We start from the raw sequence: 14,128 nt of genomic DNA, 5'->3' as shown, positions 1-14,128 counted from the left end.
TAAATACGGGTAAAAAAGAATTGCCTCGTTATTAACCCAGAATTTTCAGAGACAATTCTTTATGTTTTAATATGATTATATTTTTTTAACCCGAACAGCATTCATCCCCTTTAGCCCCTTTTCAAGCTCGAAATTCACTTTGTTACCTTCGACGATTTCGTCAATTAATCCGTTTACATGCACAAAGAATTTTTCCTGGGTGTCAAGGTCCTTGATAAATCCGTATCCTTTGTCATGATTAAAGAACTCAACCCTACCTGTTCGGATGGGTTCTTCAATATCTTCTTTTTTGGGAACAGATATTTCTATATTTTCGGCTTTAATCTTTGTTTTCTTGGTCAAATCCGGCGGAGTATCCGTAATCATCCCGTTTTCATCTACGTAAGCAATCATGTTGTTTAAGCTGCCGTCAGAAGAATTAGCTTTTCGTTCTTCTTTGCGTAAAGCTTTGTCTTTACGCTTTTTCATCCTTTTTTGTTCTTTGTCTTTTTTGCCAAATGTTTCTTGAGATCTCCCCATTAAATATATTTTTATGAATAATAACTATTAAGTAATGAAGAAATAAATATAAAGAGTAAAGTGAACTGTCAAACGCCTTATAAGGTGGTGATGAAAGAACCTAATATTACTTGAAACGATCATGAATTTATACCTTCTAAAATACAAACCTGTATAGCTATTCCCAATTTATTGGGAGTGATAATTCATTGAAGGTTTCATCTATCAACTGATATTAATATATTCAGGTGAAAGGATATTTCTTGCCTATTACTTGGTACAAAGTTAAAATAAAATGTGGGACTTACCACCTATAAAACATTTCGGACTATAAAAAATCTATTTTTCAATTTACATAGTTTGATAATCTATTTAGCTATTTTTTTTTCCGAATATATCCCGATTCAGTTTGCCGGATACCAATCCTTCCTCATCGATGCTGACGGTGTTAAAGCCAAATTCCGATATTTTATGCTGAAATTTCTTTGAGAATATTGACTTGAGTGTGGGGATCTGTTCATTCGGGACTTCTATGCTGGCATTTCCTTTTTTGTATCTTACCCTTACATCATTAAACCCATTGGCGTTTAACAGGTTTTCGGCATTTTCTATCATGCTTAACCTTTCTGTTGTAATTTTTTCACCATAGGGGAATCGACTGCTTAAGCAGGGACTTGCAGGCTTATCCCATATTTCAAGGTTAAAATATTTGCTCATCATTCGGATACTTTCCTTGTTGATATTACATTCTAAAAGTGGGCTAAATACATGAAAGTCATCCGCAGCCTGCATGCCTGGACGATAATCTCCTGTATCGTCATAATTGTTTCCGTTTGCTATTTCATAACCGGGGAAGGAATTATTGGCAAGTTCTTGGATGGATTTATACAGATTGGTTTTGCAATAATAACAACGGTTCACAGGATTCGAACTGTAATTGATGTCATTAATTTCGTTGGCATCAATTTCAATTAATTGGATATCGTAACTCTTGGCAAAATATCTGGCATCCGATAAGTCTTTTTCTTTCAGACTTGCCGAGTTGCTAATAACTGCTACAGCATTTTCTTTGCCCAATTGCTGTCGGGCTAAAAAGGATACCAGGCAAGAATCTACCCCGCCGGAAAGAGCAATCAAAAGTTTAGGGTGATGTTGGAACCAGGTGTTCATTCTAGCTATGTTTGATTGTATGTTTTCCATATTCCTGTAACACAAAATGGCAGGAAAAGTTGAATATAAAAAAACGCAGCCTGTTAAGAGCTGCGTTATTTTTGTTTTAATTAAAAGGATTTATTAATTCTGCTTTTTAATCAAATTCAATGCACTGCCATTTTTAAACCACTCAATTTGCTGTAGGTTGTATGTATGGTGAGCCAATATTTCTTCTTTACTTCCATCGGCATGAATAATCTCGACAGTTAAAGGTTTGCCGGGAGCAAAATCTTTCAGGTCTTTAAAATTAAATGTGTCATCCTCTTGTATCTTATCATAATCCGCCTCGTTGGCGAAAGTAATTCCCAACATACCTTGTTTTTTAAGGTTTGTTTCGTGGATGCGGGCAAAACTTTTAACCAACACCACTTTTACACCTAAATGTCTGGGTTCCATAGCCGCGTGCTCACGCGACGAACCTTCCCCATAGTTATGGTCGCCCACAACAACGGTTGGTATGCCAGCTTCTTTATAAGCACGTTGGGTTGCAGGAACTTCGCCATATTCGCCAGTCAGTTGCGACTTTACTTTGTTGGTTTCACCGTTGAATTTGTTTACAGCGCCAATCAACATGTTGTTAGAGATATTATCCAGATGACCTCTGTATTTCAGCCAAGGACCCGCCATTGAAATATGGTCTGTGGTACATTTACCTTCAGCCTTAATCAATAATTTGGCTCCCGTAATATTTTCACCATCCCATTCTGCAAAAGGCGTGAGCAACTGAAGTCTGTCACTGTCTGGAGAAACGATCACTTCAACACTAGAACCATCGGCAGCTGGTGCTTGGTAACCAGGGTCTTCAACATCAAAACCTCTTGGGGGTAGTTCGTCTCCCGTTGGAGGAGTTAATGCAACCTGCTCTCCTTTATCATTGGTTAATTTATCTTTTAACGGGTTGAATCTTAGATCTCCTGCTATAGCCAAAGCGGTCACTAATTCAGGTGAACCTACAAAAGCATAGGTGTTTGGATTGCCATCGGCACGTTTGGCAAAATTACGGTTGAAAGAATGTACAATAGTATTTTTCTCTTGTTTTTCTGCTCCCATTCGAGCCCACATACCAATACAGGGTCCGCAAGCGTTGGCAAAAACAACGCCATTAATCTTCTTAAATGTATCTACCATGCCATCTCTGTCAATGGTATATCGTACTTGTTCCGATCCGGGTGTAATGGAAAATTCTGCTTTAGCCTTTAATCCTTTTTTTACCGCGTCTTCAGCTACCGATGCGGCTTTGGAAATATCTTCGTACGATGAGTTGGTGCAAGAGCCGATTAAACCTACTTCAATTTTTGTTGGCCAACCGTTTTTCACAGCCTCTTCTTTCATTTGACTGATCGGCGTAGCTTTGTCAGGTGTAAAAGGTCCGTTCAGATGCGGCTCCAGTTCATTTAAATTAATTTCAATAACCTGATCGAAATATTTTTCCGGTTCAGCATATACCTCATTGTCTGCTGTTAGCAAGTCTTTTACTTCGTTTGCGGCATCTGCCACATCATGACGGTTGGTAGCTCTTAGGTATCGCTCCATCGAGAAGTCGTATCCAAAAGTTGAGGTTGTTGCCCCGATTTCAGCACCCATGTTGCAGATGGTTCCTTTTCCCGTGCAGGATAGAGACTCGGCGCCTTCGCCAAAATACTCCACAATACAACCAGTTCCACCTTTAACGGTCAGGATTCCTGCAACTTTTAAAATAATATCCTTGGGAGCCGTCCAGCCACTTAATTTGCCGGTAAGCTTGACGCCTATTAATTTAGGGAATTTTAGTTCCCAGGGCATACCTGCCATAACGTCTACGGCGTCTGCTCCTCCAACGCCAATGGCAATCATCCCTAATCCACCTGCGTTAACGGTGTGCGAATCGGTACCAATCATCATTCCACCCGGGAAAGCATAATTCTCTAAAACAACCTGATGGATTATACCTGCACCAGGTTTCCAAAATCCAATTCCATAACGGTTTGTTACAGAGCTTAGAAAGTCATAAACCTCTTTGTTGGTGGTTTTGGCAGTGGCTAAATCTTTAGAAGCGTCAACCTTGGCCTGTATCAAGTGGTCGGCATGAACCGTAGAAGGAACAGCCGCTTTATTTTTTCCCGCTTGCATAAACTGCAATAAAGCCATTTGTGCAGTAGCGTCCTGCATGGCTACACGATCAGGGTTGAAATTTACATATGATTCACCCCTTGTAAAGGCCTCGGTCGCATCTTCGGACAGGTGAGCATAAAGAATTTTTTCGGTAAGCGTTAGGGGTTTGTCCAAAATAGTACGAGCTTTATCAACTTTAGCTCCCATCTGGGCATACACTTTCTTAATCATTTCAATGTCGAACGCCATAATTATTTAAAAGTTTTAGTGTTTCTAAAATGTTGAGCAGGTTTTTTTGAAGGTTGACTCTTCCTTAAGGAAGAACTAATCTAACTGTACAAGTGAAACCTATTCTAGTTCAACAAAATTAGTAAAAAATAGAAATAATCTGCTTTTTGTCATGTCTATTTTGTAACAACCATAGGGAGGGAATGTTTAAGGGAAGGAAAGAGGTGGTTGACTGGAGAAAAGTTGCAAAGCCCAAAGGCCTTGCAAGTATAATCATCAACAAAACATTGAAATTAATAATTGGATGACATTGTTATTTTACTTCCGTAATAAAATCTTCTTTGTTTTTTCTGACTTTAACCAAAGGCTCCAACCAATCGCTTTCAGGCTCTCTGTAGCCTAATGGCAGAAGAAGTACACTTCTTAAGTTTTTCTCTTTCAAATTTAGTATCTCATCAACTGCATGGGGATCAAATCCTTCCATAGGGGTCGCGTCCACCTCTTCGAAGGCGGCAGCAGTAATCGCATTGGCAAAACCAATATAGGCTTGTTTGGCTGTGTGCACAAAGTTCTCTTCCGCGGGGCGTTGCGGATAAGTGCCAAGTAGCATCTGCCTGTAGTTTTCCCAGCCTTCGTTTTTAAAACCTCTAATTTCATTAGTTAAATCAAACATGTTGTTAATGCGCTCTTCGGTATAATTATCCCATGCCGCAAAAACCAAAAGGTGCGAACAATCTGTAATTTGTTCCTGATCCCATGCTACGGGTTTAATTTTCTCTTTGATTTCCTGATTCGTGATCACCAATATTTCGTAAGGTTGAAGTCCACTTGAGGTTGGGGCCAACCTAGCTGCTTCCAGAATTTTATCAACTTTTTCCTGGGGAACCTGGGTTCCGTTCATCTTTTTAGTGGCATAACGCCATTTTAAACGGTCTATTAAATCCATATCTTATCCTGTTTTTTAATTTTAATATGTTTATTCGAACAACAAATGTGTTCTATAGTTCAGGATTAATATGCTGTTTTAGCATGAACTGGCATTTTTTAGGCTTGAATCATTGTTTGGGGCCACTGGAATGTATCTTAAAATGGTTTCTGCATTAAGCTATTTTTTAGCTATCTTTATAATTAATTGTATTGTAAGATGATATCGAAACTTTTCATAGAAAATATAAAGGTGGCTGTGGGGGCTATCCAATCCAATAAGCTACGTACCATCCTAACCATCGTGATTATAACCATTGGCATCACGGCGCTTATTGGCATTATCACTGCGGTTCAATCCATAGAAACCGCTATTTCGAGTAATTTTACCGGGATGGGAGCCAATTCTTTTACGATTGAAAACCGAGGGCAGAATATTCAGATTGGAAAGCAAAGGCACAAGACAAAGCGACATAGTTTTATTTCGTACAAAGAAGCCATGGAGTTTAAAGAAAAGTTTGTTTTTCCGGCAATGGTTACCATATCCTACCAAGCCTCAGGAAATGCTACGGTAAAACACGAGTCGGAAAAAACAAATCCGAACGTGAGTGTTTATGGTGTAGATGAAAATTTTATTTCAACGGCAGGTCACAAGCTTAAAATAGGACGGGATTTTTTAATGGGCGATATCAAGGATGGTCGACATGTGGCTATGTTGGGGGCTGCATTGTATAAAAAATTGTTTCCGACAAAAGAATCGGCAATAGATAAAGTAATTTCTTTGGCATCCGGAAAGTACAAGGTAATTGGTGTTCTGGAAGAAAAAGGAGCGGGATTCGGAGGACAGGGAGATAACATATTGTTGCTTCCGGTGAGCAATGTACGTCAGTATTTTAGCAGACCTAAGATGTCCTATAAAATTGAAGTTAAAGCTAATAATCCCACTCAAGTGGAGGCCGCAGTGAGTGAGGCCACAGGTGCTTTTAGGTTGGTCAGGAGACTAAAAGCTTCCGATGAAAACAATTTCAATATTGTGAAGAGTGATAATTTATCCCGAATGCTGATCGACAACCTTTCCAACGTTACTTTAATTGCCAATATGATAGGATTCATCACCTTATTTGGAGCAGCCATAGGATTGATGAATATTATGTTGGTAGCCGTGGCAGAACGGACACGTGAAATAGGAATTCGCAAGGCAATTGGAGCAACCCGTAAAGCCATAAGGGATCAGTTCCTGTTGGAATCGATCCTGATTGGAATAATCGGTGGTATTTGTGGAATTTTACTGGGCATCGGGGTAGGGAATATTTTGTCTGTGATTTTTAAATCGGGCTTTGTAGTTCCTTGGGAATGGATTTCAATAAGTATATTGCTTTGCCTGGGAGTTGGATTAGCTTCGGGACTCATGCCTGCCGTAAAAGCATCCAAGCTCGATCCCATAGACTCATTGCGATACGAATAATTATCTAACCAAATCATATGATAAAATCTACTTTAAAAAGTTTCGTCGACTTTCTTTCGCGAAAGACCTTGATAGCCATATTAATAGTTGTGGCGATAGGTGTGATAATAAATCTGATTCAACCGGATGTAGAGCCGGATAAAACTGCTGTTTCGATAATGGTTTGTAACAGTTCGGATGTTGATTCCATTATGAAGATCGAAGACAATTTAGTAATGCCGATGTTATATCGGAAAGTACCCAATTTAAAGGATGTTCATTACAAGGAGCGGATGCAAAAGTTTATTGACATGATGCTTCCTTCGGTTTTGATGGCCAAAGAAAAAATTAACCAGGAGCGTTATAAAGTACTTGAAACTGATGCAGCAGTTCGCTCGGGATTAGGGACGGCTGAAGATTCCTTGTATTTGAACAAGGTGAAGAAAAATTTTAAAACCGATAAGATACCCGAAGTTCTCAGGCGCTTGCATCCGCATCCGGTGTCTATAGTGTTGGCACAGGCGGCCATTGAAAGTGGCTGGGGTACATCTCGTTTTTGCAGGGAAGCAAACAATATTTATGGAATATGGTCGTATAGTTCAAAAGAAAAGCGCATTAAAGCAGGTGAGTCGAGAAGTGGTACGGATATCTATTTGCGCAAGTACGATTCGCTATTTGAATCGATTTACGACTATTACCAAACCATCGCCAAAGCCAACGCATATAAACAGTTTCGGGAGGCTCGTTTGCAATCGGAAAATCCGTACCGATTGATCTGGTACCTGAGCAATTATTCCGAGAAACGATACGAATATGTGCGTGCGTTGCGGAATGTGATAGAATTTAACGACTTACATAATTACGATGACTACAAACTGGCAGAAATTGATAAGGAGGATGAGATTTGGAAAAACTTGCTGGAGTAACTTGGTGTTTTTACTGCTCCTATCTTTAATAGGTGCACCTTCATGTCAAGGCAAACCTGTTAATAATGGCCAATCCAGGGCAGGTATAAAATTGCCTGATGATTTTTCTGCGGTTGGATTGGTATACCATCGCTTTGGCGACGATAGATATCCCTCAACAAATACCCCGCTGGATAAGTTTGAGGAGCAATTGTTATATCTTACCCAAAATGGGTTTAAAACCTATACCGTTTCTGGTTTAATCAAAGGTGCCAACGATTCGGCAAAGAAAATATTTATAACCGTTGACGATGGCTTAAAATCTTTCTATACCAATGGATGGCCACTATTAAAAAAGTACAATTGCAAAGCAACACTTTTTGTGAACACCGAAAGTGTGGGTTGGGGCGATTACTTAAATTGGGAACAGTTAAAGAAGCTGGCAGAAGCCGGCATTGAAATCGGGTCGCATTCACACAAGCACACTTATTTCCTAAATATACCCGATTCGATGCGGGAACAAGTATTTCTTAAAGATCTAGATATTTCGGAGCAACTTTTTAAAGATAGCTTAGGTTTTGTGCCTAAAACTTATGCATACCCGTATGGGGAATATGACGAGCAAATGGCTAATCTGTTAAAGAAAAGAGGATATGAAATGTCCTTTGCTCAAAACTCGGGTGTGTGGAACTATAGAACCCATCCTTTTGCCATTCCTCGTTTTCCGATTGCGGGTAATTATGTGGAGATGGAACAATTCAGGCTTAAGGTAAATATGAAACCTATTCTTATTGGCAATGTCTCGGATTTCCCTTTTGAACTAAGTGCAGGTGAAAAAATGTATCTTCGGCTTTCTGTCGATTCAGTACATAACTTACATCGCATCAATTGCTTTTATAATAATAAATCCAACTCTGATATCTATCAGTTTAAGGACGATACCATCCGTGTTTCTGTAAAAATGCCCAACAATTTCAGGCGAGTATTGCTCACATTTACCTCAACAGATGCTACAAATCAATGGTATTGGTGGAGTAAGCTATTTGTAAATTCAGGTGTTGAGGAATAGCAATATCCTCCCAAATGAATAAAACACAATTTAAGGCTTTTATTGATTTCGGTCGGATAAATGTTAGTTTTAGGTTTTTGTTTTTAACGATACTATACAAAATTTTATGAAAGCTAAATTAATCTTACCCATAATCATGTTAGTCGTGGTATCTATGTTTGCGGGTAACTGGATATATGGTAAAATGTCTGCAAAAAAACTGGATGCTTACCTAAAACAATTCCCGGATAATTCTCAAATGCAGTATGCTGAAGTTAAAGTAAATCCACTCTGGTCAAAAATAACTTTTAACGATTTTTCGTTTACCGACCCTAAGACTAAAATAACTATAAAAAGTGAAGTGCTGTATGTTACCATGAAACATTCCGAAGCGTTGGAAATTTCAAAAACACGCAGGATCGATAAGTTGACAAAGCTTGGTTTAGATTGTAGACAATTAAAGATTTTTGAAGATGATAAGCTTATTTTGGTAAGCGAAAATACCTTGTTCGATTTTAAGGGGGATATGAGCCAGAGGATATTCGAAAAGATGGATAAACAATTTCCCGGGAATCAACAATATATCAGTCTGAATATTAAAGATGGGGAATTCAAAGGTTTTCCACTGGGAAAAGGACATAACGGGAATATACTGGCCGGATTGAACGAAATAAAATCAGCCGAATTTAAAATGTTATTTAAACCGGATGAAAAGGAGATTGAAATTGAGAAAGTTGAAATAAAGGTTGCTCATTTAATACTAAAGGGTAAAGCGGATATCAATTATCTAGGGCAAGGTTTAAATGATTTTTCCGCTTTAAAAATTGACATGGACTACGCTGTTAATCTTACGGACGAAATGACTTGGGGCGATAGTCGAACAACTGGAGCCTATACCTTGCAATCATTTAGTTCTGCTTTTGAGGGGGATTTTGAGTTTGATGATAAAGGTGAACTAATCATCCCGTCTTTGGAAGCAAAATTAAGCTTTAACCTTAAAGGGGTGACGGTAGAATACGACGAAGACGTTAAGAACAATATTGATATGTCGCTTTCTGTGCTGGGGGTAAGTTCAAGCGAATTATCAGTGAATGAGTTTTCCTTCGATGCGTCGCTTAATTCAGGTAAGTGTATAGTTGAAAACACAAAGCTGGTTTTACCCTTATTTGAAGCCAGCTTGCGGGCTAGTTTAAATCTGAAATCTGGCGTTCTGGAAGATTCTGATATCGATGAAATGGAGATGCGCATCACAAATATCAACCCTAATTTAAATGAGGCTGTAAATAACTTAGCGGGAACTTTTGGACTTAAAATTCCTCGCGATGGAGAAGATATTGTTTTGGAAGTGAAAGGTTCGGTTGAAAATCCAAAGGTGAAAGGGATTCATTATTAATCTCTTTCTGTTTCTGGAAAGAGATGCACAAAAAAAAGCTCGCCATTTTTGGCGAGCCTTTTTTTTATATTGTGAACTGTAAATTACTTTACAGAATCCATGTACTGAATTAATTCACACACTTTAGCTGAATAACCCATCTCGTTGTCATACCAAGAAACAACTTTTACGAAGTTGTCAGATAAAGAAATACCAGCTTTAGCATCGAAGATAGAAGTACGAGTATCACCAACGAAGTCGTTAGAAACAACCATATCCTCAGTATAACCAAGAACACCAGCTAATTCACCTTCCGAAGCTTCTTTCATAGCAGCGCAAATAGCCTCGTAAGAAGCACCTTTTTCTAAACGTGCAGTTAAGTCAACAACAGATACGTCTGGAGTTGGAACACGGAAAGCCATACCAGTTAATTTACCGTTAAGCTCAGGAATTACTTTACCTACAGCTTTAGCAGCACCAGTAGAAGAAGGGATGATGTTTTGACCAGCTCCACGTCCACCTCTCCAGTCTTTCATAGAAGGACCGTCAACAGTTTTCTGGGTAGCGGTAGTTGCGTGAACAGTTGTCATTAAACCTTCAACAATACCAAACTTGTCGTTTAATACTTTTGCTACAGGAGCAAGACAGTTTGTAGTACAAGAAGCGTTAGAAACAAAGTTCATGTCGTTAGTGTACTTAGTGTTGTTTACGCCCATAACGAACATTGGAGTATCGTCTTTTGAAGGAGCAGACATAACTACTTTTTTGGCACCGGCGTCGATGTGACCTTGAGCAGACTCTTTAGTTAAGAATAAACCAGTAGACTCAACTACATACTCAGCAGCTACAGCACCCCAGTTAATGTCAGCAGGGTTTCTCTCAGCTGAAACACGGATCTCAGAACCGTTTACGATAAGCTTACCATCTTTTACTTCAACAGTACCATCAAAGATACCATGAGTAGAATCATACTTTAACATGTAAGCCATGTAGTCAACGTCAATAAGGTCGTTGATAGCTACAACTTCAATAGTTCCTTTGGCAACAGCCTGACGAAATACGAAACGACCGATACGGCCAAATCCGTTAATACCAATTTTAATTTTTGACATTTTATAGGTTTTTTAGAAATAATATTTACAACTCCATTAAAAATGAGTGACAAAAGTATAAAATCATTAACAATTGGTCAAACAAACACATAAGGTTTTTGTAAATAGAATATTAAAAAATGTGAAACTGGTCGAAAAGCTGTTTTACAGCATACATGCTGGTTGTTTCAGACGTTTTTTGCTATGTGAAGGTTGCAAAATAAAACTGTTTGTAGAAGCAAATAGGTAAGAAACAAAAAAGGAGCAACCCTATTTTAAGATTGCTCCTTTTTGGCTAAATCAAATAGCTTATGCATTTTCTGTACTCATTTCTACATTTACTTTGCTGTAAGCAGGACAGTCCTCAGTGCTTTTGCAAGAGCTGAATCCTAATGCTACAAATAATCCAACGGCTGCTACTAATAAAAAGGCTTTTTTCATGACTATAATATTACAATATAATTAATGATAGTTTTTTTATCTCAGTTTTTATAGAATTAGTAACGGAATACTTTATTTTTAGTTACAAAAATCTTCCTTTTTCTGATAAACGTTAAAAAATATCTGACTAATATATACTAACTAAATTATTTCCTCATATCCTCAAACCTTATAAATTTATATTCTGTGACGGTTGAGTTTTAATGGTTAATTTATCGTTTTTTTCTCAATTTTTTCAGTGCCGAAAATGCTCGGTCAACATCTTCATCATTTACCAAAACCGTAAACTCGTAGGAGGTGGATATAACTTCAGCAATATTTATGCCCTCCCATGCAATGGCTTTCAAAATATAATAATAAAATCCCGGAACCTGCGTGTTGCTTTCATGCAGTTTTAAAGTAATGGCCGACAAGTTTTCTTTTTTCAGATGTAACATTTCGTTTCTGAAATACTCATCCACCAAATTGGCGTGTAAACTACTGATCACCAAGTTCGATTCGTGAACACCTCTAACCAGAGTGTAAAACGTATCCTGATGATGCGAGATAGATTCAAAAACCTTAGTGTGGCATTTTATTAGTGTGTTGGAATTGGTATAAGTATAATCTGTTAAATCCGAACGAACAATTATATCACCGAGCATCCGAATCATTTTATCGATGCCACGGTTTAGGTTCATGTCTAATTGCGGACTAAGCCTGTTTAGTGCCATTACAATTGCACCATGTTTGGCTTCCTTCATTAAAAACCTCTCAATATCAGGCTTAATCTTTCTGGCTAAAGCCGACACGTTAATTAACCCTTCTGCTAAAGCTTCGGATATAAATGGCTGTGCTTTAATAACAGATTCAACCGCTTGCGGTATAGTGATCATGCTTTAAAAATTTAATCAAAAATACAAAATGTTAAAAATATAACAAAGTGTTATAAAATAGTTTTATTTGCGATTGAAATTTTACCTTTCCCATATTGCCAATTATATTTGTTGTGTATTAAAGTCGTTAATTACATTTGTTGAAAGAAAAGGCAGTGGCAACAACATAATGATTGCCCGGTTTTTTTAATTTTAAGCAAAAATTTAACGCATAATATAATTTAATTAGTATCATGGCATTTACATTAAGAGGTTCAATAGTTGCAATTGTTACACCGTTTCTGGATTCTGGAGAGATTGATTGGGATTCGTTTGACAACGTGATTGATTTTCATTTGAATAACAGGACGGATGGAATTGTGGTTTGCGGAACAACAGGTGAAACACCTACGTTGACAAATGAAGAGGATGAAGCATTAATTGCAAGAGCGATTAAGAGAATTGGAGGGAAAATCCCTGTAATTGCCGGAACTGGAAGTAATTGTACACAAACTGCGGTTGAAAAAACCCAAAAGGCGAAAGAATTAGGTGCTGATGCTGCTTTAGTGGTAGTGCCTTACTACAATAAACCTACTCAAAAAGGGATATACCATCATTTTAAAACAGTAGCAGAATCGGTGGATATTCCAATTGTATTGTATAATGTACCGTCCAGGACAGGAGCCGGATTAACACCGGATACAGTGCTTAAATTGGCCAGGGATTTTGATAATATTGTTGCCGTGAAAGAAGCAGCCGGAATATTATCCCATTTTACGGATATAATCGCTGGAGCTCCCGAAGGATTTATAGTTTACAGTGGAGATGACTTTTTAGCAAGTTCAGCTAATTTGTTAGGTGCGGATGGTTGTATTTCGGTCATAGCCAATATTATCCCGGAGGATTTTCATCAATTAATGAAGGTTTCGCTAGAAGGCGATACCTTAACTGCTCGTACGTTATTTTATAAATATAGAAGGTTAATAGACTTGTGTTTTATTGAATCAAACCCAATTCCTGTAAAAGCAGCCTTGGCTGAAATGGGACTGATCAAAGAAGTGTTCAGACAACCGCTATGCAGCTTGGAGGACGAAAATAAAAGACTTCTTATAGATGAAATGAAAAAGTTAAAATTAATATAAGGGTTAATTTGATGCCAATGGATAATTGTTGGTAACAAACTAGTTATATTTTGTTGGTGATGATGAAAAAGGCTATCTCGATTTATTCGAGATAGCCTTTTATCTGTTTTAATATTCTGGATTATCTTTTAATGATTTTTTTGACGGATTTTTCACCGTTTTTCTTAAATATTATAAAGTATAACCCTTTATTGAATGAAGAAAGTTCGAGTGTGTAATTGTCTCCGTAAAATGCATCGTTAAATAATACAACTCCCGAAGCATCAATTAAACTAAGATCAACTAATTCTACATTGTTATTGTTGACACTGATATTAACATATGATGTTGCCGGGTTAGGACTAACGGAAATTTGTTGTGACAATTTAAGATTTGCTCCTATAGAAGTAGGATCAGGGATTGACAATACTGCATCAATAACATGTACTACTCCATTATCAGTTAGAATGTCCGCAATTATCACTTTAGCATCATTAATGTGAATTTCTCCTTTCATTTTGGTCACTTTAATATTTGCTCCCTGCAGCGTCTCGATCATCTGACCGTCGCTAAGGTCTGTGGACATGGCTTTGCCGGCCACAACGTGGTAAAGAAGGATCTGGGCCAGGTCGCCTGTTGGGTCTTCCAGCAAGGCTTCCACGGTTCCTTCCGGCAGCGCGGCGAACGCATCGTCGGTAGGTGCAAACACGGTAAACGGACCTTCGCCGGCCAGGTCATCGGCCAGTTCTGCGGCAATGACGGCCGCTTCCAGGGTGTTATGGTCCTCGCTGTTCACGATAATGTCAACCACGGTTGTTGTAGGCGGAAGCAATACGGCATCGATCACGTGCACCACGCCGTTGTCGGCCATTACATCGGCCACGGTTACCATGGCATGT

13 protein-coding genes are annotated in these 14,128 nt (G+C 38.3%); 5 read left to right on the top strand and 8 right to left on the bottom strand.

Annotation, left to right across the window (positions count from 1 at the left end; genetic code table 11):
• Window positions 1-75 precede the first annotated feature (75 nt).
• The 4 genes from ACT29I_RS02700 to ACT29I_RS02685 form a co-directional block, all read right to left on the bottom strand.
• The gene (locus ACT29I_RS02700; RefSeq protein ID WP_430932203.1) at window positions 76-519 is read right to left on the bottom strand and encodes a cold-shock protein; all 444 of its coding nucleotides are present in this window, start codon (window positions 517-519) and stop codon (window positions 76-78) included.
• Window positions 520-870: 351 nt separating this feature from the next.
• A complete protein-coding gene (gene larE / locus ACT29I_RS02695) occupies window positions 871-1,668 on the bottom strand; it encodes an ATP-dependent sacrificial sulfur transferase LarE (RefSeq protein WP_444792647.1) in 798 nt (265 codons plus the stop codon).
• A 123-nt stretch (window positions 1,669-1,791) separates the two neighbouring features.
• The gene (locus tag ACT29I_RS02690) at window positions 1,792-4,050 is read right to left on the bottom strand and encodes an aconitate hydratase (RefSeq protein WP_444792646.1); all 2,259 of its coding nucleotides are present in this window, start codon (window positions 4,048-4,050) and stop codon (window positions 1,792-1,794) included.
• Window positions 4,051-4,342: 292 nt separating this feature from the next.
• Window positions 4,343-4,975: an NAD(P)H-dependent oxidoreductase gene (locus ACT29I_RS02685; RefSeq protein WP_444792645.1), complete on the bottom strand. Its 633-nt coding sequence runs from the start codon at window positions 4,973-4,975 to the stop codon at window positions 4,343-4,345.
• Between the two features lie 198 nt (window positions 4,976-5,173).
• On the opposite strand from ACT29I_RS02685, the gene ACT29I_RS02680 reads away from it, so the two are divergent.
• The 4 genes from ACT29I_RS02680 (at window position 5,174) to ACT29I_RS02665 (ending at window position 9,743) form a co-directional block, all read left to right on the top strand.
• A complete protein-coding gene (locus tag ACT29I_RS02680; protein ID WP_430932199.1) occupies window positions 5,174-6,418 on the top strand; it encodes an ABC transporter permease in 1,245 nt (414 codons plus the stop codon).
• 17 nt (window positions 6,419-6,435) lie between these two features.
• A complete protein-coding gene (locus ACT29I_RS02675; RefSeq protein ID WP_430932197.1) occupies window positions 6,436-7,323 on the top strand; it encodes a glucosaminidase domain-containing protein in 888 nt (295 codons plus the stop codon).
• On the top strand, window positions 7,295-8,371 hold the full coding sequence (locus ACT29I_RS02670) for a polysaccharide deacetylase family protein (RefSeq protein ID WP_444792644.1): 1,077 nt from the start codon (window positions 7,295-7,297) through the stop codon (window positions 8,369-8,371). The genes ACT29I_RS02675 and ACT29I_RS02670 overlap by 29 nt, the downstream gene beginning before the upstream one ends.
• A 106-nt stretch (window positions 8,372-8,477) precedes the next feature.
• Complete coding sequence (locus tag ACT29I_RS02665) at window positions 8,478-9,743, top strand: hypothetical protein (RefSeq protein WP_444792643.1); 1,266 nt, start codon at window positions 8,478-8,480, stop codon at window positions 9,741-9,743.
• A gap of 83 nt (window positions 9,744-9,826) precedes the next feature.
• On the opposite strand, the gene gap is transcribed toward ACT29I_RS02665, so the two are convergent.
• The 3 genes from gap to ACT29I_RS02650 all read right to left on the bottom strand — a co-directional run bounded on the left by gap (window position 9,827) and on the right by ACT29I_RS02650 (window position 12,129).
• Window positions 9,827-10,834: a type I glyceraldehyde-3-phosphate dehydrogenase gene (gap, locus tag ACT29I_RS02660; RefSeq protein WP_430932194.1), complete on the bottom strand. Its 1,008-nt coding sequence runs from the start codon at window positions 10,832-10,834 to the stop codon at window positions 9,827-9,829.
• A gap of 288 nt (window positions 10,835-11,122) precedes the next feature.
• On the bottom strand, window positions 11,123-11,254 hold the full coding sequence (locus ACT29I_RS02655; RefSeq protein ID WP_430932193.1) for a hypothetical protein: 132 nt from the start codon (window positions 11,252-11,254) through the stop codon (window positions 11,123-11,125).
• A 212-nt stretch (window positions 11,255-11,466) separates the two neighbouring features.
• Window positions 11,467-12,129 (bottom strand): hypothetical protein, encoded by a 663-nt coding sequence (locus tag ACT29I_RS02650; protein ID WP_430932192.1) that lies wholly within the window; start codon window positions 12,127-12,129, stop codon window positions 11,467-11,469.
• Window positions 12,130-12,362: 233 nt separating this feature from the next.
• On the opposite strand from ACT29I_RS02650, the gene dapA reads away from it, so the two are divergent.
• On the top strand, window positions 12,363-13,250 hold the full coding sequence (gene dapA, locus ACT29I_RS02645; protein ID WP_430932191.1) for a 4-hydroxy-tetrahydrodipicolinate synthase: 888 nt from the start codon (window positions 12,363-12,365) through the stop codon (window positions 13,248-13,250).
• Between the two features lie 121 nt (window positions 13,251-13,371).
• On the opposite strand, the gene ACT29I_RS02640 is transcribed toward dapA, so the two are convergent.
• Window positions 13,372-14,128, bottom strand: a 757-nt coding sequence (locus ACT29I_RS02640) for a fasciclin domain-containing protein (RefSeq protein ID WP_444792642.1), incomplete at its 5' end; no start/stop codon positions are given.

Origin of the sequence: Saccharicrinis sp. GN24d3, from assembly GCF_052400645.1 — a bacterium.
In the GTDB taxonomy this organism is placed as follows: Bacteria; Bacteroidota; Bacteroidia; order Bacteroidales; family Marinilabiliaceae; genus Saccharicrinis.
This window is presented reverse-complemented; position numbering and strand designations above follow the sequence as displayed.